This is a genomic window from Corynebacterium sp. HMSC071F07 (genome assembly GCF_001810285.1).
GTDB lineage: Bacteria > Actinomycetota > Actinomycetes > Mycobacteriales > Mycobacteriaceae > Corynebacterium > Corynebacterium simulans.
On the sequence record NZ_KV800702.1, the window covers coordinates 26,238 to 46,912 of the forward strand.

Annotated in this window: 21 protein-coding genes; 6 read left to right on the forward strand and 15 right to left on the reverse strand. The window is 59.9% G+C overall.

The features are described 5' to 3' along the window. From HMPREF2724_RS03870 to HMPREF2724_RS03880, 3 genes are all read left to right on the forward strand, one after another. Positions 1-1,054 (forward strand): mycothione reductase (locus HMPREF2724_RS03870; RefSeq protein ID WP_246818201.1); only part of this gene is annotated, 1,054 nt, incomplete at its 5' end. Between the two features lie 318 nt (positions 1,055-1,372). After that, positions 1,373-1,747: a hypothetical protein gene (locus HMPREF2724_RS03875; protein ID WP_070433242.1), complete on the forward strand. Its 375-nt coding sequence runs from the start codon at positions 1,373-1,375 to the stop codon at positions 1,745-1,747. A 33-nt stretch (positions 1,748-1,780) separates the two neighbouring features. Continuing rightward, positions 1,781-2,137 carry a hypothetical protein gene (locus tag HMPREF2724_RS03880; RefSeq protein ID WP_070518829.1) on the forward strand — a complete coding sequence of 119 codons (357 nt, stop codon included), beginning with the start codon at positions 1,781-1,783 and terminating at the stop codon, positions 2,135-2,137. A gap of 173 nt (positions 2,138-2,310) precedes the next feature. Here HMPREF2724_RS03880 and map read toward each other — a convergent pair whose 3' ends face one another. From map to dxr, 5 genes are all read right to left on the reverse strand, one after another. Further along, positions 2,311-3,180, reverse strand: a complete 870-nt coding sequence (gene map, locus HMPREF2724_RS03885) for a type I methionyl aminopeptidase (protein ID WP_070587273.1) — start codon at positions 3,178-3,180, stop codon at positions 2,311-2,313. Positions 3,181-3,259: 79 nt separating this feature from the next. Further along, positions 3,260-5,116: a penicillin-binding transpeptidase domain-containing protein gene (locus tag HMPREF2724_RS03890; RefSeq protein WP_070587275.1), complete on the reverse strand. Its 1,857-nt coding sequence runs from the start codon at positions 5,114-5,116 to the stop codon at positions 3,260-3,262. A 102-nt stretch (positions 5,117-5,218) separates the two neighbouring features. Continuing rightward, positions 5,219-6,382 carry a flavodoxin-dependent (E)-4-hydroxy-3-methylbut-2-enyl-diphosphate synthase gene (gene ispG / locus HMPREF2724_RS03895; RefSeq protein WP_061923181.1) on the reverse strand — a complete coding sequence of 388 codons (1,164 nt, stop codon included), beginning with the start codon at positions 6,380-6,382 and terminating at the stop codon, positions 5,219-5,221. Between the two features lie 125 nt (positions 6,383-6,507). Beyond that, positions 6,508-7,716, reverse strand: a complete 1,209-nt coding sequence (locus tag HMPREF2724_RS03900) for a M50 family metallopeptidase (RefSeq protein WP_061923184.1) — start codon at positions 7,714-7,716, stop codon at positions 6,508-6,510. Positions 7,717-7,731: 15 nt separating this feature from the next. Further along, positions 7,732-8,898 carry a 1-deoxy-D-xylulose-5-phosphate reductoisomerase gene (gene dxr / locus HMPREF2724_RS03905; RefSeq protein WP_061923187.1) on the reverse strand — a complete coding sequence of 389 codons (1,167 nt, stop codon included), beginning with the start codon at positions 8,896-8,898 and terminating at the stop codon, positions 7,732-7,734. Positions 8,899-9,056: 158 nt separating this feature from the next. Between dxr and HMPREF2724_RS03910 the strand changes: the two genes are divergently transcribed. Continuing rightward, positions 9,057-9,506 (forward strand): DUF2631 domain-containing protein, encoded by a 450-nt coding sequence (locus tag HMPREF2724_RS03910; protein ID WP_070587278.1) that lies wholly within the window; start codon positions 9,057-9,059, stop codon positions 9,504-9,506. A 169-nt stretch (positions 9,507-9,675) separates the two neighbouring features. On the opposite strand, the gene rlmN is transcribed toward HMPREF2724_RS03910, so the two are convergent. Continuing rightward, positions 9,676-10,782 (reverse strand): dual-specificity RNA methyltransferase RlmN, encoded by a 1,107-nt coding sequence (gene rlmN, locus HMPREF2724_RS03915; protein WP_070587390.1) that lies wholly within the window; start codon positions 10,780-10,782, stop codon positions 9,676-9,678. A 94-nt stretch (positions 10,783-10,876) separates the two neighbouring features. Here rlmN and HMPREF2724_RS03920 point away from each other — a divergent pair, with 94 nt between their 5' ends. Then, positions 10,877-11,257 carry a LapA family protein gene (locus tag HMPREF2724_RS03920; protein WP_061923193.1) on the forward strand — a complete coding sequence of 127 codons (381 nt, stop codon included), beginning with the start codon at positions 10,877-10,879 and terminating at the stop codon, positions 11,255-11,257. Between the two features lie 120 nt (positions 11,258-11,377). Here the strand turns inward: HMPREF2724_RS03920 and HMPREF2724_RS03925 are convergent, their stop codons facing one another. From HMPREF2724_RS03925 to rpsB, 5 genes are all read right to left on the reverse strand, one after another. Beyond that, positions 11,378-12,259: a phosphatidate cytidylyltransferase gene (locus HMPREF2724_RS03925; protein WP_210386676.1), complete on the reverse strand. Its 882-nt coding sequence runs from the start codon at positions 12,257-12,259 to the stop codon at positions 11,378-11,380. Between the two features lie 83 nt (positions 12,260-12,342). After that, positions 12,343-12,900, reverse strand: coding sequence for a ribosome recycling factor (gene frr / locus HMPREF2724_RS03930; protein WP_061923195.1), 558 nt, complete (start codon positions 12,898-12,900; stop codon positions 12,343-12,345). A gap of 98 nt (positions 12,901-12,998) precedes the next feature. Beyond that, positions 12,999-13,745 carry a UMP kinase gene (pyrH, locus tag HMPREF2724_RS03935; protein ID WP_061923198.1) on the reverse strand — a complete coding sequence of 249 codons (747 nt, stop codon included), beginning with the start codon at positions 13,743-13,745 and terminating at the stop codon, positions 12,999-13,001. 177 nt (positions 13,746-13,922) lie between these two features. Further along, on the reverse strand, positions 13,923-14,735 hold the full coding sequence (gene tsf, locus HMPREF2724_RS03940) for a translation elongation factor Ts (RefSeq protein ID WP_061923201.1): 813 nt from the start codon (positions 14,733-14,735) through the stop codon (positions 13,923-13,925). Positions 14,736-14,888: 153 nt separating this feature from the next. After that, on the reverse strand, positions 14,889-15,695 hold the full coding sequence (gene rpsB, locus HMPREF2724_RS03945) for a 30S ribosomal protein S2 (protein WP_061923205.1): 807 nt from the start codon (positions 15,693-15,695) through the stop codon (positions 14,889-14,891). 393 nt (positions 15,696-16,088) lie between these two features. Between rpsB and HMPREF2724_RS03950 the strand changes: the two genes are divergently transcribed. Beyond that, positions 16,089-16,646: a M23 family metallopeptidase gene (locus HMPREF2724_RS03950; protein ID WP_083286117.1), complete on the forward strand. Its 558-nt coding sequence runs from the start codon at positions 16,089-16,091 to the stop codon at positions 16,644-16,646. On the opposite strand, the gene HMPREF2724_RS03955 is transcribed toward HMPREF2724_RS03950, so the two are convergent. The 4 genes from HMPREF2724_RS03955 to HMPREF2724_RS03970 all read right to left on the reverse strand — a co-directional run bounded on the left by HMPREF2724_RS03955 (position 16,624) and on the right by HMPREF2724_RS03970 (position 20,665). After that, positions 16,624-17,523, reverse strand: coding sequence for a tyrosine recombinase XerC (locus HMPREF2724_RS03955; RefSeq protein ID WP_061923208.1), 900 nt, complete (start codon positions 17,521-17,523; stop codon positions 16,624-16,626). The genes HMPREF2724_RS03950 and HMPREF2724_RS03955 overlap by 23 nt on opposite strands. 91 nt (positions 17,524-17,614) lie before the next feature. Next, a complete protein-coding gene (dprA, locus tag HMPREF2724_RS03960) occupies positions 17,615-18,793 on the reverse strand; it encodes a DNA-processing protein DprA (protein WP_070587280.1) in 1,179 nt (392 codons plus the stop codon). Next, positions 18,790-20,310, reverse strand: a complete 1,521-nt coding sequence (locus HMPREF2724_RS03965) for a YifB family Mg chelatase-like AAA ATPase (RefSeq protein ID WP_070518834.1) — start codon at positions 20,308-20,310, stop codon at positions 18,790-18,792. The genes dprA and HMPREF2724_RS03965 overlap by 4 nt, the downstream gene beginning before the upstream one ends. Beyond that, entirely contained in the window at positions 20,297-20,665 is a 369-nt protein-coding gene (locus HMPREF2724_RS03970) for a YraN family protein (RefSeq protein ID WP_061923217.1), read from the reverse strand. Before HMPREF2724_RS03970 ends, HMPREF2724_RS03965 begins: the two co-directional genes overlap by 14 nt. Between the last annotated feature and the right edge of the window lie 10 nt (positions 20,666-20,675).

Below are 20,675 nucleotides of genomic sequence, written 5' to 3' on the forward strand. Positions count from 1 at the left end.
CTTTGACAAGCACGCCACGTTCTTAGGCCCCAAGGCAATTGCGGTGGGCGATGAAGTCATTACTGGCGAACAGGTTGTCATTGCGGCGGGCTCTCGCCCATCTATTCCTGCGGTATACAAGGATTCCGGCGTGAAGTTCTATACGAACGAGAACATCATGCGCATGCCTAAGCAGCCGGAAAGCCTGATTATCGTGGGCGGCGGCTACATTGCCATGGAGTTTGCCCACGTCTTCGATGGTCTTGGCACGAAGGTCACGGTGGTCAACCGTTCCGAGAAGCTCCTGCGCCACCTGGACCACGACATTGTGGAGCGCTTCAACAAGCTCGCCCGTGAGCGCTTCGATGTTCGCATCGCGAATACCCAGAGACTGGAGGAGACTGCGGAAGGTGTAGCGCTGACACTGGAGGATGGTTCCACAGTTGAGGCCGAGGCAATCTTGGTGGCAACGGGCCGCAAACCAAACGGCGACTTGATGGACTTGGACAAGGCAGGCATTGAGGTCCGTGAGGACGGCCGCATCAAGGTCGACGAGTTTGGCCGCACCTCCGTGGAGGGCGTTTGGGCGCTTGGCGACGTCTCGTCTCCCTACATGCTCAAGCACGTTGCGAATGCAGAGATGCGCGCGGTGCAGCACAACCTCCTTCACCCTGAGGAGCTTCAGGCTATGCCGCATGAGCACGTCCCGGCGGCTGTTTTCACTCATCCGCAGATCGCGAGCGTTGGTCTAACGGAGGAAGCAGCCCTCGAACAGGGGTACAACATTACCGTTAAGGTTCAGAACTACGGGGATGTTGCCTATGGATGGGCCATGGAAGATAATTCAGGAATTTGTAAGCTAATCGCTTGCAAAGAAACCGGCCGCCTACTAGGCGCACACCTAATGGGACCCCAAGCATCGACGCTAATCCAGCAACTCATCACCGCCATGGTTTACAACGTTGACATGCGCACATTTGCTCGGAAGCAATACTGGATCCATCCAGCTCTGCCGGAGCTCGTGGAAAACGCAGTCCTTGGATTAAACTGGCAAACGACTGTGTTACGTGACTAACATCACAATTACCCCCACAGGAAACCTCAGAAGAAGAGTTTGCCCACTTGAGCGCGGGGACCATCCCGAAATCCATCGTTGCAAATCCGACCGGTTTCGGGGGCAGCCCCGAAAGATTTCTAAATCAAATTACAAACGTGACGTGCAATTTAAGTACATAGGGGCTACCTTGATTGAGGACCCCGGCTCGAGCCGATATTAAACCGGCGACCGCGTGTTTCTGGAAATCCTCTGAAAGCAATTTCGGGAGTAGTTTCCACAAAACACTTAGGTTTTCCATCGAAAGCCTTGCAAGTACGACATTTAAGGATTTTTGATATGCGTATCCGCAATGCAGCCCTCGCCGGCGCAACCGCAATCGCTGTAGCATTCGGTGGCACCACCGTTGCTTCCGCTGCTGAGACCGCTGACGGTTCCTCCTACGACGGAATCTTCGCTGGTTCTTCCAACGACCTGGCAAACTCCGAAGGCGAGACCAAGGGCGAAGGCTCCCTGTCTTCCAAGATCGATCTCGAGAACGATCAGGCCACCAATGGCCGCGACATCTTTGGTTCCTCCAAGGACTTCTCCGCAGTTCCGGCATGGGCTAAGGCTCTCTACGCTGCAACCATCGTTGGCGGCATCGGCGCTCTCGTTGGCGGCGTCATCGGCCCTGTTTACAACTTCATCGTTCACGGCCCGTTCGCTCGCTAATCAGCACTATCAAGAATTCCGAAAGGCAAAATAATGCGTAACTTCCGTACCGCTGCTGTTGCACTCGCAACTGCTACCACCGTCGCTTTCGGCGGCGTTTCCGCTGCGTCCGCAGCAGAGCCTGACACCCAGTCCCAGACCTCCTCTTTCTCTGGTTCCTCCAAGCTCGGTGACTGGCTGAAGGCTGATGAAGAGGTTGTCGGCACCGATCTTCTTGGCAAGGAGACCAATGACAAGAACAACGACGCACCCTGGTCCCTCGTTTGGCGCGATGGCACCATCGCTGCTGGCATCGTTGCTGCTATCGGTGGCCTGATCGCTGCTTACAACCAGGCTGTCTACACCGGCATCCTGCCGCAGCACATCCTGGACCCAATCTTCCGCCGCTAATTCACGGTAGAAGGTTCTAGGACTTTCAAAGCGCTGGCGCTCCTCCCCTTTTGGGGAAGGAGCGCTTTTCGCGTATCTGGGCTCAGTATTGAGTCGGGGTCAGATAGAAAATGTGGCGCCTTCCAAGATGGAGGGCGCCACTATATTGTGTTGGCTTAGGTTTCTAGCTTCGGTTAGTTCTCGTCTGGCAGCGTGAGGATTTCGGCGCCGTCGTTGGTGATGACGAGGGTGTGCTCGAACTGTGCGGTGAACTTGCCGTCAACGTTCTGCACGGTCCAGTCATTGTCCCAGATTTCGTAATCAAGGGAACCGAGGTTGATCATCGGCTCGATGGTAAGGGTCATGCCTGGCTCGAGGATGTCACGGTACGTGGTGGAATCGTAGTGCAGAACCACGAGGCCGTTGTGGAAGGTAGGGCCAACGCCGTGGCCGGTGAAGTCACGGACAACGTTGTAGCCAAAGCGGTTGGCGTAAGACTCGATAACGCGGCCGATGACGTTAACCTCACGGCCTGGCTTTGCCGCCTTAATGCCGCGCATCATTGCCTCGTGGGTGCGTTCAACAAGGAGCTTGTGCTCCTCAGAAACGTTTCCAGCGAGGAAGGTAGCGTTGGTATCGCCGTGGACACCATTCTTGAATGCGGTGACGTCGATGTTGACGATGTCGCCATCCTCAATCACGGTGCTATCCGGGATACCGTGGCAGATGATCTCGTTCAGCGAGATGCAGCAGGACTTCGGGAAGCCCATGTAACCCAGTGTCGAAGGGTATGCACCATGATCCAGCATGTACTCATGCGCGATGCGGTCCAGCTCATCAGTCGTAACGCCAGGAGCGACAGCCTTGCCGGCCTCCTGCAGGGCGTTAGCGGCAATCTTGGATGCCTCGCGCATGGCCTCAATGGTCTCAGGGGTCTGAACGAAAGGCTCACCCATCGCTTCCTGGACGGTTTCCTTCCAGACGTATTCCGGGCGCTCAATGGAATCCGGAACGGTACGGATCGGGGTGGGCTTCTGAGGGGGCAATTTTGCGCGATTACTCATGTTTGACCATGGTAGTCCTGTTCCCCACCCCGCGGCTAACCAGGTTAAGTGCTGCGGCTAGCGCTGGGTTGCGTGCGTGCTACTCGCCTTCTTGTGGCGCGGGAGCCGAGCCGTTGCCCTCGGCGCGGTAAGCGTCGAGCTTCTGCAGGAAGTTGTCGGTGATGTTGACCGAGGTATCGGAACCACCGCCCAAGACAACGAGCGTGGCAAAGGCGATGTCATCTTCGCGGTAACCAGTAAACCAGGCGTGGGAGCCTTCGTTGATCTCAGCCTCACCGGTCTTGCCGTAAATGGTACCGCCGGCCTGCATACCCGATGCCGTACCGCCGGTAACCACCGCGCGCATCATGTCGCGGACATTCTCCAGCACGTGAGGGTCAGGTGCCGGGGCGTCCTCAGACGCCTTCGTCTTGTGGTTCGACAGCAGAGTCGGCATCGGCGTCTTGCCGGCCGCCACCGTTGCAGAAACCAAGGCCATGCCGAACGGGCTAGCCAAGTCCGCGCCCTGGCCATATCCTGCTTCGGTGCGCTCCAACGGAGTCTTGCCCTCTGGAATGGAGCCCGTGATAGTGGTCAGCCCCGGGATGTCGTAATCAATGCCCAGGCCGAACTCCTTGCCCGTCTTCGCCAGCTCGCCTTCCTTCAAGTTGGTCGAGACCTCAGCGAAGGTGGTGTTACAAGACTGTGCAAAAGCCTGGCGCATCGGCACGCTGCCCAGCGAAAAGCCGTTGTAGTTGGTGACGGTGCGGCCAAACAGATTCATCGTGCCCGGGCACGGGACGATGGTATCCGCCGTAGCGCCCTGCTTATCCACCGCGGCCGAGGCCGTGATGATCTTGAACACCGAGCCCGGAGGGAACTGACCCTGCAGCGCGATATCACCCTTCTTGTCTGCCTGCTCAGTCTGCGCAACGGCAAGGATCTCACCGTTGGAGGGGCGGATGGCAACGAGCATCGCCTCGGAGTCAGCGCGCATGTTCACCGCTTCCTGGGCCGCGCGCTGCACATTGTAGTCCAAGCCAACGCGAATGGAGGGAGATTCCTCGGGTTGATGCAGCTCGACGTCGCTAAGCGCGGCACCGTTTTCATTGACCACCGAAATAGACCAACCAGAATTGCCCTCGACCTCATCCGAAACAATCGAGCGCACGCGCGCCAGGATATCCGGGGCCAGGCCCGTCTCCCTCGTCACCATCGCAGGCTCCTCGTTCAAACGCACGCCTTCGATGTGCTCCAACTGCGGGCGCACCTGCTCCGCCTGGGCCTCATTGAGCATCGTCACCGAGTAGCTATTGCCCTCAGAGCCCTCCAGCTCCTTAGCTAACTCCCCCGCGTCCTTCTCCGGCACGGAATCGTCCTGGGCATGCGCCTGGTTCAACGCGCTTGAAATCTTGGCAGCCAGCGGGCGCATATCCCCCGCCTTTTCCTTGTCCACCACCACGCGGTACTGCAGGCCCGGCGATAGTAGCTCCACGCCGTCGGAGGAAACCACGCTCGCACGCTTGGCGTCAATGGCGCGCAACTCCAAGTGCTGATGCGCGCCCAAGTTCGGGTGCACCAGGCTCGGCTGCCAGCGCCCCTGCCAGTCCTTGTCTTTCTTGGTCAAGGTCATCTCGGTGTCGTAGCTCAAGGTGCGGTCCTTGGGCAGGTCCCACGTCACCTTGTACTTGGCCGCGGCGTGCGAGTCATCCTGGGGTACATCACCAAGCTCAATATCAAGACCTTCTGCCTGCAGGCCCGAGTAGGTGGCATCCAGGGTGGACGTGGTGGCGTCCGGATTATCCACCAGCGTTGCCAGCTCATCGTTGTTGCGGGCTTCCATGTCCGCGATGAATTTTTCCGCAACAGGCTCCGCCGAAACAGGTTTCGGCGTGCACGCCACCAGCGAGCTAGCCCCAAACGAAGCCGCACACAGCAGCGCCACCATCTTTCTCATGTTTCGGCATACTAGCAGCCGAAAGAGACAAAAAGTCCGCCCCACACCGAAGTGTGAAGCGGACAATTTTTATCGTGTTTTATGCTGAGTTTTCTGTGGGCTCTAGCGGGTTACGCGGACCTCAGCCTTGGCACCCTCGACGGCCTCCAAGCCTTCCTCGTCAGCAATGCGCATTGCTTCCTCGATGAGGGTTTCCACAATCTGGGACTCAGGGACAGTCTTGATGACCTCGCCCTTGACAAAGATCTGACCCTTGCCGTTGCCGGAAGCAACACCCAAGTCAGCATCGCGCGCCTCACCTGGGCCGTTAACAACACAACCCATAACAGCCACGCGCAGCGGGAACTCCATGCCCTCGAGACCAGCGGTAACTTCCTCGGCGAGCTTATAAACGTCCACCTGGGCACGGCCACAGGACGGGCAGGAGACGATCTCCAGCTTGCGTGGACGCAGGTTTAGCGACTGCAGAATCTGGTCACCAACCTTGATTTCCTCAACCGGATCGGCGGAAAGCGAAACGCGGATGGTATCGCCAATGCCCTCAGAAAGCAGGGCGCCGAAAGCCACGGAGGACTTGATGGTGCCCATGAACTTCGGGCCTGCCTCGGTAACGCCGAGGTGCAGCGGGTAATCGGTCTTCGCAGCCAGCTGGCGATAAGCCTCAACCATCAGGACTGGGTCAGAGTGCTTCACGGAAATTGCGATGTCGCCGAAGCCATACTCCTCAAAGAGGCCAGCCTCCCAGATAGCGGACTCGACGAGAGCCTCTGGGGTGGCCTTGCCGTACTTTTCGAGCAGGCGCTTATCCAGGGAACCGCCGTTGACGCCGATGCGGATCGGGATGCCAGCGTCACCGGCTGCCTTAGCAACTTCCTTGACGCGGCCGTCGAACTCCTTGATGTTACCAGGGTTCACGCGGATAGCCGCGCAGCCGGCATCGATGGCCTGGAAGATGTACTTCGGCTGGAAGTGGATATCCGCGATGACCGGGATCGGGGACTTCTTCGCAATCGCAGGCAGCGCCTCAGCGTCGACTGGCTTCGGGCAAGCAACGCGCACGATGTCACAACCGGTGGCGGTCAGCTGCGCAATCTGCTGCAGCGTGGCGTTAACGTCGTGGGTCTTGGTGGTGGTCATGGACTGCACCGAAATCGGGTGCTCGGAGCCAACGCCAACAGGGCCTACGAAAAGCTGACGCGTTTTGCGTCGCGGAGCCAAGGTAGGAGGTGGGCCGTCTGGGATACCAAGACCGATTGGGGTCGACATGAATGCTCCTTAACCAAGCATGGAATTTAAATGGGGATTTAACGTCACCACTTTAGCACCGCTTAGTGCCTAGACTCATGCCCGCCCTGCGCCCGGGACGAGCAATAGCGCTAAGCCGAAGAGGCTTAGCCGAAGAGGCGGATCGGGTTGACCACATCGGCGACGATGATGAGCGCACCAACCACCATCAGCACGGCCGCGATGGCATAAGTAATAGGCATCAAGGCTGTGTAGTCGGCCGGACCCTTCGGCTCCTTGCCAAGCAAGCGGCGGATGGCGTCGCGAATCTTTTCATAAATGATGACCGCAATGTGACCGCCATCAAAAGGCGGCAGCGGAATGAGGTTGAACAAAGCCAGGAAGAAGTTCAGCGTCGCCAGCATCATGAAGAAGGTCGACCACAGGCTACGCTCCACCAGCTCGCCGCCTACCCGGGAAGCGCCAACCACGGACATCGGACCGTTGACATCGCGCTCGTGACCAAAGATGGAGGCCACTACCCCAGGTACCTTGGCCGGGAACTGAATGATGCCGTCGACAGTCGCGTCTAAGACATAGCCCGCATAACGCGCCGTAGCCGGGAAGGCGCCGATAAAGTCATGCTTTTCCGTGGTATCTACCGGCTGGTTGACCAGGCCGATGGAGCCGGCGTCGACAAGCGCGCCCTCCTGATTCAAACGCTTGACCGAATCCAGAGTGATCTCCAGCGTCTTGTGCTGGCCATCGCGCTCGACCTCGAGTTGCACCTTCTCCCCCGGGCGCGGGAAGACCTCCTCGCGCAGCTGCGCAAAGCTTTGCAAAGGCTTGCCGTCCAAGGCCACGACGATGTCGCCGACCTTCACTCCAGCCTTGCCCGCAGGCCCCTCGCCCTGGCAGTCCGCAAACTCGCCCTGCTGGTTCTGATCTGCTGAGCAAACCACCTCGCCCACTCGTGGGCGCACGTCTGCATCCGGGTTCGGAATGCCCGCCGTCATGGCGATGAGCAGCAAGATGACAAAACCCAAAAAGAGGTTGACCGTGATGCCGCCAGCCATCACGATGACGCGCTGCCATGCCGGCTTTTTGTACATCGCATGCGGCTCTTCCTCCTCCGTGAGGAAGTCATCTTGTTCCGTCATGCCCGCGATGTCGCAGAAACCGCCCACCGGGAAGGCCGCTAGGCCGTACTCGGTGTGCCCGCGAGTAAAGCCCGCGATCTTGGGGCCAAAGCCGATGTAGAAACGGCGCACGCGCATGCCGAAAGCACGAGCGCTGAACATGTGTCCAGCCTCGTGCAAAGCAACGGTGATACCGATTCCCAGGGCGAATAAGACGATGCCCAGGATATTTGCCATAGTGGTGAAAGCTTTCTAGTTAGCCAAAGTGTCCACCAGCGCGTTTGCGCGCCGGCGGGCCTCGCCCTCAACGGCGATTACATCCTCGACGGATGAGGGTACACCAGCGAACTGGGAGGCCTCCCCCACGACCTTGTCAACCACGTCGACGATCTCTGGGAAGTGGATGCGGCCTGCCAAGAAAGCCGCCGCAGCCTCCTCGTTCGCGGCGTTGTAGACCGCCGGATGCGTGCCACCCGCCTCCGCCGCGGCGCGGGCAAGGGAAACGGCGGGGAACGCGGCGTCGTCAAGCGGCTCAAAGTGCCAATCGTGCGCCTTGGAAAAATCGAGCGCCGGCTGCGCACCGGGCACGCGATGCGGCCAATCCAGCGCCAGGGAAATCGGCAGCTTCATCGAAGGTGGCGAAGCCTGGGCAATGGTGCAGCCATCCTTGAAAGTAGCCATGGAATGAATGATGGACTGCGGGTGCACCGTAACGTCGATGCGCTCGGGGGCAATGTCGAAGAGCAAGGTTGCCTCGATAAGCTCCAAGCCCTTATTAATTAAGGTCGCGGAATTAAGCGTATTCATCTGCCCCATGGACCACGTGGGGTGCTGCGCCGCTTGCTGCGGGGTCACGTCCCACATCTCCTCACGCGTGCGGCCACGGAAAGGGCCACCCGAAGCCGTCAACACGAGCTTGTCCAGCTCCCCTTCCGCGCCGGATCGCAGGCACTGCGCCATGGCGGAATGCTCGGAATCGACCGGGATGATCTGGCCCGGCTTTGCCATGCGGGTGACAATATGGCCGCCGGCCACCAGAGATTCTTTATTGGCCAGAGCAAGAAACGCCCCCTGCTCCAGCGTGGCGATGGTAGAGCGCAGGCCCATCGAGCCCACCAAGGCGTTGAGCACCTTGTCTGCTTCGACTTCGCGCACCAACTGCTCAGCGGCATCCGCGCCCGTGCGCACCGGGCCTCCCAAGGCTGCTGAGACTTCGCGTGCAGCCTGCTCACTCGCCACCGCCACGTGGTCAAACGAAAGATTGAGAGCACGGGCCTGCTCTATCACTAATTGCGGGTTGGAACCGCCCGCGGCGATGCCGACTACTTGGAATTTATCCGGGTTATCGGCGATAACTTCCAGTGCCTGGGTGCCGATGGAGCCCGTGGACCCGAGAATAAGAATGCGCTGTGTACTCACCTCTCCAACCCTAGCGAGCCGCGGCCAAAATAGGGTGAGCGAAATTGCCGGGGGTGTTTCTTCGCTAACGCGGCGAGGATGATTTAAACTACTACACAGAATAAATGGCATTTCATGTGCGCGCGCAGAGTGCGCCATGTACACGCAAAGGAGAGCAAGTGTCTTCCCACAAGCCGGCACCGCAGGTTTTCGACGGCGTTTCCACTGAGGATGTCCCGTCCGCAGGTTTTGGTTGGTCCCGCATCAGCCGCTCTGGCGTTCAGATCGCTGGCTGGATTTCTGTACTCTTCCTGCTGGCCTACAACTTCGGTAACCACAAGGGCCACGTTGAGACCGTCTGGCTCATCGCTCTTGCCGTCGTTCTTGCTCTGGGCCTTATCATCTCCGCCCTGCGCCCGAACCTCTCCCAGGTGCGCACCGTCACCGCTCGCAACCAGCCGGTTGGCCACGTTGAGCCGGACTGGGTATATGACCAGAAGACGGTTTCCGGCTCCTACGCTGAGCTTAACGACGCAGAGCTGCGCGCCCTGAACATCGACCCGGCTCGCGTTTCCCACCTGCGTGTCGAGCGCGGAACCGCTCGTCCAGCTCACAAGGCAATGCACTAAGCGCACACGCGAAATACTCCCCGCCACCCACGTTGCTGTTGGGTGACGGGGAGATTTTTATGCGCTCTTTAGCTGAAGCGCCGCCCAAGGCGAGCTTGGGCGGCGTGAGTGGCTTGGGCGGCGTGAGTGGCTTGGGCGGCGTGAATGGCTCGGGTGGATTGGCCGAGCTTTAGGCGGACTCGCGCTCGTCGGCAGCGAGCTGGCCGCAGGCGGCGGCGATTTCATCGCCCTTGGTATCGCGGACGGTGCACGGCACGCCTTGAGCGATGACACGGCGGACGAACTCGTCCTGGCGGGCCTTCGGCGCGGCGTCCCACTCGGAGCCCGGGGTTGGGTTCAGCGGGATGACGTTGACGTGCACCTTGGAGCCGAGCGCGCGGTGCAGCTTCTGCCCCAGCATGTCGGCGCGGAAGTCCTGATCATTCTTGTCACGGATAAGCGCGTACTCGATGGAGACGCGACGGCCGGACTTATCAGCGTAGTAACGGGCGGCGTCGAGGACCTCCTCGACCGGCCAGCGGTTGTTGACCGGAACCAGGGAATCACGCAGCTCATCGTCTGGAGTGTGCAGGGAGACTGCCAGGGTGCAGGAGAGGTCTTCGTCGGCAAGCTTGCGGATAGCTGGAGCAAGTCCCACGGTGGAAACCGTCACGTTGCGCTGGGAAAGGCCAAAGCCCGCCAAGTCCTGGCCGGTGATCTGGCGCACGGCGTGGACCACGCGCTTGTAGTTGGCCAGCGGCTCGCCCATACCCATGAACACCACGTTGGACAGGCGGCCGCCTTCTTCCTCCATAAGCTTGGCGGCGTGGCGGAACTGCTCCACGATCTCTGCGGTGGACAGGTTGCGGTCGAGGCCGCCCTGACCGGTAGCGCAGAACGGGCACGCCATGCCGCAGCCGGCCTGGGAAGAAATACACAAGGTGGCGCGGCCCGGGTAGCGCATAAGCACAGACTCGAGCATGGTGCCATCGTGCAGGCGCCACAGGGACTTGGTGGTCTCCCCGTCATCCGTGGAGGTCTGGCGGATGGGAGTCATCAGCGTTGGGAAGAGACGCTCCTGGACTTCCTCACGCTTGCCGGCCGGGATGTCCGTCATCTCGGAGACATCCGCGGTGCGGTGTACGTAGTAGTGCTTTGCCAGCTGGTTCGCGCGGAACTTAGGCAGGCCAATTTCCGCGAGGACGTCAATGCGCTCGTCGTGGGACAGATCCGCGAAGTGCTTCGGCGGCAAACCGCGCCGAGGGGCGGAGAAATTAAGTTTCAATGCTTCAGCCATGGTTCCGCCCATTTTTCCACGTTTTCGGCACTTTTACCCAATTGAAACCGAGGCGAAGTGGCACAATCGACAGCTCGCAGGATTAAATAGACATATGACACAAAACGAATTCCCCGCAGACGAGACCGCCTACGCGCCAGAGACCACCGCTGATAACACCACTGGCACGCACACCGAAGTTGAGTCCACTTACTCCCAGCAAGAGGACACGAAGGTCAAAGGATCTTTCGCAGCTTCCACCTGGGCCGCACTGATCGTGGGATTCCTGCTGCTCATCGTCCTCATCGTCTTTATCCTGCAGAACCAGCAGAAGGTGCCGATGAACTTCCTGAACTGGTCGGGCGAATTCCCGGCTGGCATCGCCTACCTCATCTTCGCCATCGCCGGCGCACTGATCATGGCACTGGTTGGCATGTGGCGCATGTTCGAGCTGCGCCGCCAGGTGCGCAAGCAGGCCAAGGCACGCAACCGCTAAATACCCAGCGAGCCAAACACTAATACATTAAAAATCTCCTCCCGCATCTTCTTAAGTCACGCTCGACGCGTGGCCGGAAGAGAGGGAGGAGTCTTTTAGGTTTTGCCTTCGGCTAAAAATTTAGAAACCGTGGAAATTAGCCAAGAAGTTCACGGCCACCCAGGTCACCATGGCGGAAGGAAGCATGCCGTCGAGGCGATCCATCAGGCCGCCGTGGCCGGGAAGAATCTGGGACATGTCCTTGATACCCAGCTCGCGCTTAAATTGGGATTCCACGAGGTCGCCCAAGGTGGCGCAGAACACCAGACCCAAGCCCATCAGGCCGCCTACCCATGCATCGTGGTGCAGCAGCAGCTTCACGCTAAGGGCACCGGGGGCAACGCCAAAGATGACCGAGCCGATAAAACCTTCCCACGACTTCTTGGGGCTTACTGCAGGAGCCATGAGGTGCGAGCCGAACATCACGCCGGCTACGTAGCCGCCGGTGTCAGAGGCCACGACACAGAGCATGAAGGCCACAATCGACGCCGCGCCAGAGGCGAACGGGGTCTCCACGCGGGACAGCATCGCCGCAAACGTGGCAAACAAAGGAATCCAGGTCAGGACGAAAAGTCCCACGGACATATCGCGCAGATAGTTAATCGGCGGGCGATGCCGGCCGTTGTGGAAGAGACGGCCAAACATGAGTGCCAAGACGGCGACGACGTAGACCGCTACGAGGCCGGGGGCTCCCAGAGGCCAGGAGACCCAAAGCATCGCCTGGCCCAAGACGATGAGCAGGGTGCGAGGCATAAAAAAGGAATGCTCGCGCAGGCGCGTGAGTACTTCCCACATTGCGATAGCGACGGCTACTGCCACGACCATGTACCAAGCAAAGGCACCGGCCCAGACGGCAAAGACAACGAGTGCGCCAAGGCCCACGCCTACCCCGACCGCCGCAGGCAGGTCACGGCCCGCGCCGTTCTTCGGCTTGGGCAGACGACGATTCGACTCGCTAGTCACGCGCGCTCCTTCCACAGGAAGATGGGATACTCACAAAAAAGCGCCCCCGAGCTGAAAGTGCCCGGCGGCCAGGTTCGAGGGGCTTAGACCTCCATCAACTCGTTTTCCTTGTTGGCAACGAGCTTATCCACCTGGTCGATATAACCCGCGGTGGTCTTTTCCATTTCCTTTTCGGCTGCAACGACTTCGTCCTCGCCGGCGTCGCCGTCCTTCTGCAGCTTCTTCAGCTGGTCCATGGCCTTGCGGCGGATGTTGCGGATAGCAATCTTTCCGTCTTCGCCCTTGCCTTTTGCCTGCTTGACGAGGTCGCGGCGGCGCTCCTCGGTCAGCTGCGGGATGGTTACGCGCAGAACGTGGCCGTCGTTGGTTGGGTTAACGCCCAAGTCGGAGTTGCGGATAGCGTTTTCGATCTCTTGGATCATGGACTGCTCATAAGGCTTGATGAGCATCATACGTGGTTCCGGAACGGAGATGGTAGCCATCTGGGTGATCGGGGTCGGCGCACCGTAGTACTCAGCAACCAAGCCGTTGAACATAGCCGGGTTTGCGCGGCCGGTACGGATGGTGACCAGCTGCTCGCGGGTGTGCTCCACCGAAGCGGTCATGTGCTCTTCTGCTTCGAGCTGGATCTCGTCGATCATTGGGTTAAAACTCCCCTTTTCGAATTTAAAGTAACTGGGATTGAATCTAGCAGGATCGCACGCCTTCTGGGGCGAAGGACGTGGCCTAAAGTACTTTCTTAGTCTTCCTTGGACTGAACCAGGGTGCCGATCTGCTCGCCGTTGACGGCGCGCTTGATGTTGCCCTCAGTCAGCAGGTTGAACACCAGGATTGGCATGTCATTATCCATGCAGAGGCTGAACGCGGTGGCGTCTGCAACCTTTAGCCCCTTCTCGATGACCTCACGCGGGGTGATTTCGGAGTAGAGTTCCGCATCAGGGTTGGTGCGTGGGTCGTCGGAATAGACGCCGTCGACAGCCTTGGCGAGGAAGAGCACCTCTGCCCCAATTTCCAGCGCGCGCTGTGCGGCGGTGGTGTCAGTGGAGAAGTACGGCATGCCCATGCCAGCGCCGAAAATAACCACGCGGCCCTTTTCCAGGTGGCGGTCTGCGCGCAGCGGCAGGTAAGGCTCTGCGATCTGAGCCATGTTGATGGAGGTCTGCACGCGGCAATCGACGCCCTGCTGCTTCAGGAAGTCCTGCAGTGCTAGGGAGTTCATGACGGTGCCCAGCATGCCCATGTAGTCAGAACGGGCGCGGTCCATGCCGCGCTGGGAAAGCTCGGCGCCGCGGAAGAAGTTGCCGCCGCCAATGACTACGGCGACCTCGGTGCCCTGCTTTGCAATCTCGGCGATCTGCTGGGCGACGTTTTCTACAACGTCTGGGTCGATGCCGACCTTGCCACCTCCGAACATTTCACCGCCCAGCTTAAGCATTACGCGCTTGTATCCGGTTCGCTTGGTGTCAGGGTTAGCCACGGCCTTCATCGTCTCCTTAATGCGGGCGTTTTTAAGTCCGTTCCATCTTACCCACACAAGCTCTATTGCTCATATTCAATGGGGTGGATGCCACCCGCACAGAAAACGCGAAATGGTCCTGCCGCAATTGCGACAGGACCACTAGAAAGTCTGCAGCTAAAAAGCAAGCAGCTTTAAATCGAAGCCTTAGGCGCCGACCTCATAACGCACGAAGCCCTTGATGGTGGTGCCAGCTTCCTCAGCAACCTGCTTGACGGTCTTCTTGGAGTCGGACAGTGCAGCCTGCTCAAGCAGAACGACGGACTTGTAGAAGCCGTTCAGGCGACCTTCCACGATCTTCGGCAGAGCAGCTTCCGGCTTGCCCTCCTCGCGGGTGGTAGCCTCAGCGATCTCGCGCTCCTTCTCAACGACCTCAGCCGGAACGTCCTCGCGGGTCAGGTACTCAGCGTTCATAGCTGCGATCTGCAGAGCAACAGCGTGTGCGCCCTCAGCGTTGCCCTCGTAGGAAACGAGAACGCCAACTGCCGGCGGCAGGTCAGCGGAACGCTGGTGCAGGTAGACAGCGACGTTGTCGCCCTCGAGGGTGACTGCACGGCGTGCCTGCAGCTTCTCGCCGGTCTTTGCGGACTCTTCGTCGACGATCTCAGAAACCTTCTTGCCGTCGATCTCGAGGTTGTTCAGCTCCTCGCCGGAGTTGACCTTAGCCTCGCCAGCAGCCTCAGCGATCTTGGTAGCGAAAGCCTTGAATGCCTCGTTCTTTGCAACGAAGTCAGTCTCGCAGTTGATTTCGACCATGGTGTTGCCGGAAACAGCAACGAGGCCCTCGGTAGCCTCGCGCTCAGCGCGCTTGGAAACGTTCTTTGCGCCCTTGATGCGCAGGAACTCTACGGCCTTGTCGTAGTCACCGTTGGACTCGTCGAGTGCCTTCTTGCAATCAAGCATGCCGGAGCCGGTAGCCTCGCGCAGTGCCTTTACGTCTGCAGCAGTGTAGTTCGCCATAGTTCGGGCGATCCTCCTTGGTTTCAAACAGTATTCGATGTGACAGCGTACTCGACGCTAACGTTTTACGCCGCCCTTGGGGGTGAGTTTTTACAGAAAAATAACCCCCCGCGGCCGTAATCCAACGGTAGCGGGGGCTTAGCCTAAAGTCTTTTACTCTGCGGACTCAGCAGATGCTGGGTCGGAAGCAGCAGCAGCCTCTGCTGCGTCGCGAGCTTCCTTCTCAGCGGAGTCGCCGGCAGCTTCCTTAGCTGCAGCCAGCTGGCGCTCCTCGCGGGCCTTCTTGCCCTCTTCAACTGCGGTGGCGATGATGCCGGACAGCAGTTTGGTAGCGCGGATTGCGTCGTCGTTGCCCGGGATCGGGAAGTCAACGTCATCCGGATCGCAGTTGGTGTCCAGGATGGCAACAACTGGGATGTTCAGCTTCTGAGCTTCCTTAACCGCGATGTGCTCCTTGTTGGTGTCAACAATCCACAGTGCGGAAGGCGCCTTGGTCATCTCGGAGATGCCACCGAGAACGCGCTCCAGCTTGACGCGCTCGCGCGTCAACATGAGAACTTCCTTCTTGGTGCGGCCCTTGTAGCCGTCTTCAGCTGCGTCCATTGCCTGAAGCTCCTTCATGCGCTTCAGACGCTTGGAAACGGTCTGGAAGTTGGTGAGCATGCCGCCCAGCCAACGGTGGTTGACGTAAGGCATGCCAACGCGAGTTGCTTCCTCAGCAACTGCTTCCTGAGCCTGCTTCTTGGTGCCGACGAAGAGGATGGTGCCGCCGTGGGCAACGGTCTCCTTGACGAACTCGAAAGCCTCATCGATGTAGGTCAGGGTCTGCTGAAGATCGATGATGTAGATGCCGTTACGGTCGGTGAAGATGAAACGCTTCATCTTTGGGTTCCAACGACGGGTCTGGTGGCCGAAGTGCACACCAGCGTCGAGGAGCTCGCGCATGGTTACAACTGCCATGATTCGCTCGCTTTCTGTTGTTATTTCGGTTTTGCAAGAAAATGTGCGGTGTTTTATTCCGCACCCTAGCAACGAAGGCTCTGGTCAACACCCCACTTCATGTGGGGACCGCGTCAACACAGGGCTGTTTCTTCCTTAACCCAGGAAGCAACGACTTCGCCGCGCGTAGTCAGCGCATCGAAATGTTTTTAAACATGCCAGACACACTGCTGGGGCAAATTCTAGCCGCATCCTGCGCACTAGTCCAAAACGAGTGGCGCTTTTCCACAATTTTTCGCTGACGCGGCCCCAAACTGCGCCACATCGTTCACATGCACCTCACTAACCCCAGTTTGTTCACAGCGCATTAATCAACTCTTTCGCCACCACTGCCCCATTGCAAAGACTAGGTCTATGAAACTCAACGCAAAGAACTTTTCTTGGATACGCACGAAGCCAAATGTCTGCTGGCTCGCTCTGTGCCTCGGCGCCTTTCAACTGGTCATTCTTCCCTGTGCTCCCGGCGCGCCCAACACGCCGACCGCGTGGGCATATGTCGATCCCACCACGGGCGCTGCCATGGCAACGCGGGTTTTGGAAGGTTTTGATCCACCGGCTCAGAAGTGGAGCGCTGGTCACCGGGGTGTGGACCTGGCGCTTTCGATTGGCTCTGACGTTCGCGCTGCTGGCGACGGCGAGGTCTATTTTGTTGGCAAGGTGGCGGGCAAACCCGTAGTTTCCATCGCGCATGCCGATGGCGTGCGCACGACCTATCAGCCTGTATTCGGGCATGTGTCCAAGGGCGATAAGGTCCGCGAGGGCCAAGTCATTGGCAGGTTAGCACCACCGGTGGACGGCAAGCCTGGCCTGCACTGGGGCGCGCTTATCGACGGCCCGGAAAAGACGTATATCGATCCGCTTTCGCTTCTCGACGCCCCGGTGATCCGGCTTAAGCCCGTGGATGGGCCTTAGAGTAAACATCCTTGAGCCGCTGTGCGGAAACGTGGGTATAAACCTGCGTGGTCTGCAAGGACGAGTGCCCCAAAAGCTCCTGCACCACGCGCAGGTCTGCGCCGCCTTCTAGAAGGTGGGTCGCCGCTGTGTGCCGCAAGCTGTGCGGGCTTAGCCCATTGGCGCCGGTTACCTGTGCGGCTTTCTCCACCACGCGGCGTACCTGGCGTTGGTCAATACGCCCACCGCGTGTGCCCACGAAGACGGCTTCCGTCTCCCCCGCCAATTGCGCGCGGCCCTTATCCAGCCAAGTGCGCAAGGCATCAGCGGCTGCCTCTCCAAAAGGCACCACGCGCTGTTTGTTTCCTTTACCGGTAACCCGCGCGGTCTGCCGGCGCAGATCGAGGTCACCGATATCGAGGCCGGCAAGCTCTGCCACACGCATGCCGGTGGCGTAGAGCAGCTCCAGCATCGCACTATCACGCAGGAAATGAACCTCGTCGGCCGAGACGGCATTGCCCACGAGCTCCCCTGCTTCGTTCTCCCCCAGAACCTTAGGCAGGTGTTTGCCCACCTTCGGAGTCACCAAGCGCGCTGCAACGTCCGAGCCAAGATGGCCTTCGCGCACCGCCCACGTCGAAAACGCTCGAACCGCCGCGGTGCGGCGTGCCAAGGTGGCTCGGGACTTGCCGGCGGTGACAGCCTCACCGAGCCAGGCGCGCAATGCGTTCAGGTCGAAACTCGCAAAATCTGGAACGCTACGAGCTAAGTCCCGAAGGTCGGAGCGGTATCCCTTCACCGTGGCCTGCGAGCGCCCACGGATGAGCAGCTGGTGCTCGGCGAAATCCTCGATTGCCTCCACCAGCTGCCCAGATAGCTCCTCCGCGCTCCGTGTCATGTCCCAGGAGTCTACTCCAGTTGCAGAAGGCTCAACATTCCCCTGTCTAGCGCAGCGCCTTTGTCGCCTTTGTCATTTGTGTTCTCGTATCTCATTCACTGCGCCGCCAGTGCTTGCCCTCGCGCATGACCAGCCCCTGTTTCTGCAAAGCCACCAAGAGGTGGACACACAAGGCCACGCGCATGCCTGCTTGTTGAGCGATGTCTTCTGCGGTTGCACCTTCCTCGCTATTTTGTGGCGCGGCATCAAAGACCTTGAGCTCGTTGCGAGATAGCTGCTGCACCTTGCTCGGAGCAAAGTCGAGCTCGTACTGCCCTGCCGCATCCACACTTCCGACGTTGCCCACCAACCCGCGAATCTCATCCACCGATGTCACCAGCTGCGCCCGCTGGTCCTGGATGCGTTGATGGCATCCCAGCGAGCCTGCTGTGGTGACTGGCCCTGGCACCGCCATGGTTACCCGGCCGAGCGCCTCCGCCCAGTTCAAAGTGTTGAGAGCCCCTGAACGAAACGCGGCTTCTACCACCACAGTGCCGGCCGAAAGCGCCGCGACCAAGCGGTTGCGGGTGAGGAAACGATGACGCTGCGGGGTAGTCCCGGGCGCGAACTCAGAGATGACGCATCCGCTTTCCGCGATCCGCGCGAACAAGGACGCATTGCGCGCAGGATAGTTAACATCGATGCCGCATGGCGCAACCGCGACTGTTTGGCCACCTGCTTCCAAAGTTGCTTCATGGATAGTCGTATCCACGCCCAGCGCCCCGCCCGAAACCGTGGTCCATTGGTGGCTGGCCAAGCCCCCAGCCAGCAACTTGGAGACCTCCCAGCCGTAGCGACTAATCGCGCGTGTTCCCACGAGAGCTACCGACTGAGCCACGCATTCGCGCACGGACTTGCCTTTCACCCACAGCGCATGCGGTGGAACGGCCTGGCTATCAAAGGTCGCCGGGGCATCGGCGCCGCCTGCCTGATAGAAGCCGAAGGCCTGGGCGAATTCTTCCCGAGGCCATTCAGCATCCTCAGGAGTAATCAGCCGCGCGCCCACGCGCTGCGCCGCTGCCAAGTCTTCGTCCTGCCGCAGCCAGTCCCTCCTACTTGCCGTCTCATCGCGCAACGCACCAATCCAGTCCGCCGCGTGATAGACACCATGCGCCACCTCATCCACGGGGTACTGGGACAACAAACCGTGCAGGGTACGAGATGGACCTTCCACCACTCGGTTGAGATAGATCCAAGCATGCAGCGAAGTAGACAAATCTAAGCTACTCATGCCGCCAGCCTTTCCAGCACGCCCGCCCCACGCAGGTCTAGCGCCTTGCCCACATGGTCGATGTCAGGCTGGGCGCTGCCATCAAGGTCTGCCAGCGTCCACGCTAGGCGTAGTACACGGTCAACGCCGCGCTGGCTTAGCTCGCCATCTGCAAGATAGGCCGCAAGCATCGCCATTGCAGTCTCCGTCGCAGGACGATTCCGCCGCAAATACGAAGCTGGCACCGCACCGTTATTGTGAACGGCAAGTCCATCACCGCGCCAGCGCTGCTTCGCTCGATCCCGTGCTTGCGCGACCCTTTCCGCGATTGCCGCCGAAGGCTCCTCATCCACCGCATGCAAGCTCGCCGCCCGGCCCGATATATCCACCACCATATCCAAGCGGTCACGCAACGGCCCCGACAAATTTGTGAGATAGTTCCGTCGCTCAGACGCCCTACACCGGCACTTGCTTGGCTCCTCAGCGGCACAACGGCATGGATTGGCGGCCAGCACCAGCTGAAAACGCGCCGGGAAGGTAACTTCGCGCCGCGCACGCGAGATGGTCACGTGCCCGTCCTCCAAGGGAGCGCGCAGCCCGTCCAATACGCGCGCGGATACTTCGCTGGCCTCGTCGAGGAACAAGACCCCATGATGCGCCAAGCTCACCGCGCCTGGCCGCGGATTCCCCGCACCGCCGCCGAGCAGCGCTGCCCGCGTAACCGAGGAATGCGGCGCAATAAACGGCGCACGGGAGACCACCGCGCCGGGAGTGCCCGCCAAGGAGTGAATGGCTGTGGCCTCGACGGATTGGTCGGTGCTCAGCTTGGGCAGGATGGAAGGCAAACGTGCCGCAATCATCGACTTTCCTGATCCCGGCGGGCCCACCATCAACAGGTGATGCCCGCCAGCGGCTGCAACCTCTGCGGCCCACTTCGCTTCCCTCTGGCCCGCGATGTCGCGAAAGTCTGGAACCTCCTCGCATGCGGGAACTGGTACTTCCATCCCCTGCGCCGAAGGCAAGTCCCGGCTGCCGCATGCCCATGCGAAGGCATCGACAAGCGTGTGTGCCACCAGCACGTTCATATCCGGCACCAGTGTCGCCTCAGCCGCATTGCCCGGCGGGATCACCAAGGTGTCGAAGCCCTGGGACCGCGCCGTTAGAAGTGCTGGAATGATGCCAGATACTGGGCGCACGCTGCCATCTAAGCCCAACTCACCAAGCACCAACGCATTGTCGAGGAGTTCATTGTGCGGCATCTGTGCAGACAAGATCGCCAACGCCATGGGAAGGTCAAAGTGTGCACCTGACTTCGGCAAAGCCGCCGGCGCCATTGAGACCACCACGCGCGTCTTCGCCCACGGCAGCCGCGAGTTAACCACCGCAGTACGGATGCGGTCTCGCGATTCCGAGATCGCCGTATCCGCCATGCCCACCACCTGCACTCCCGGCAGCCCCGTTCCCACGTTGGCTTCCACCGTGACCACGTGCGCGGTAACGCCTTCGAGGGCCGTCGTATGGCATCTACCGAGCGCCATGCTCAACCCCTTCGTAGTGCGTGAGCTCAAATCCCTGGCCGCGTGCCACCAGCGCCACGACGTCGAAGCGCACCACGGACAAGGGTTTATCCTGCAGCCACTGCGCCGCAGCCTTCCGCATGCGCACCAGCTTTCGCGGGGTAACGGCTTCGGCTACCCCAAAAGCATCAGAGGCCCTCGTCTTAACTTCTACGAAAACAATCGTGGCCCCCTCCTGCACGATAAGGTCAATCTCGCCCACCGCATAATGCACGTTGGCGGCCAGCACCTGTCCGCCGCGCTCACGATAAAACTGCGCGGCAAATGCCTCCCCGCGTTTTCCTAAAACCTGGTTCTTATTGGACCTTAAAAGCACGCTTTACTCC

Coding starts and splice junctions, on each gene's coding strand:
- HMPREF2724_RS03875 (WP_070433242.1), top strand. CDS start 1,373: ATGCGTATCCGCAATGCAGCCCTCGCCGGCGCAACCGCAATCGCTGTA.
- HMPREF2724_RS03880 (WP_070518829.1), top strand. CDS start 1,781: ATGCGTAACTTCCGTACCGCTGCTGTTGCACTCGCAACTGCTACCACC.
- map (WP_070587273.1), bottom strand. CDS start 3,180: ATGAGTAATCGCGCAAAATTGCCCCCTCAGAAGCCCACCCCGATCCGT.
- HMPREF2724_RS03890 (WP_070587275.1), bottom strand. CDS start 5,116: ATGAGAAAGATGGTGGCGCTGCTGTGTGCGGCTTCGTTTGGGGCTAGC.
- ispG (WP_061923181.1), bottom strand. CDS start 6,382: ATGTCGACCCCAATCGGTCTTGGTATCCCAGACGGCCCACCTCCTACC.
- HMPREF2724_RS03900 (WP_061923184.1), bottom strand. CDS start 7,716: ATGGCAAATATCCTGGGCATCGTCTTATTCGCCCTGGGAATCGGTATC.
- rlmN (WP_070587390.1), bottom strand. CDS start 10,782: ATGGCTGAAGCATTGAAACTTAATTTCTCCGCCCCTCGGCGCGGTTTG.
- HMPREF2724_RS03920 (WP_061923193.1), top strand. CDS start 10,877: ATGACACAAAACGAATTCCCCGCAGACGAGACCGCCTACGCGCCAGAG.
- frr (WP_061923195.1), bottom strand. CDS start 12,900: ATGATCGACGAGATCCAGCTCGAAGCAGAAGAGCACATGACCGCTTCG.
- pyrH (WP_061923198.1), bottom strand. CDS start 13,745: ATGAAGGCCGTGGCTAACCCTGACACCAAGCGAACCGGATACAAGCGC.
- tsf (WP_061923201.1), bottom strand. CDS start 14,735: ATGGCGAACTACACTGCTGCAGACGTAAAGGCACTGCGCGAGGCTACC.
- rpsB (WP_061923205.1), bottom strand. CDS start 15,695: ATGGCAGTTGTAACCATGCGCGAGCTCCTCGACGCTGGTGTGCACTTC.
- HMPREF2724_RS03950 (WP_083286117.1), top strand. CDS start 16,089: ATGAAACTCAACGCAAAGAACTTTTCTTGGATACGCACGAAGCCAAAT.
- HMPREF2724_RS03955 (WP_061923208.1), bottom strand. CDS start 17,523: ATGACACGGAGCGCGGAGGAGCTATCTGGGCAGCTGGTGGAGGCAATC.
- dprA (WP_070587280.1), bottom strand. CDS start 18,793: ATGAGTAGCTTAGATTTGTCTACTTCGCTGCATGCTTGGATCTATCTC.
- HMPREF2724_RS03965 (WP_070518834.1), bottom strand. CDS start 20,310: ATGGCGCTCGGTAGATGCCATACGACGGCCCTCGAAGGCGTTACCGCG.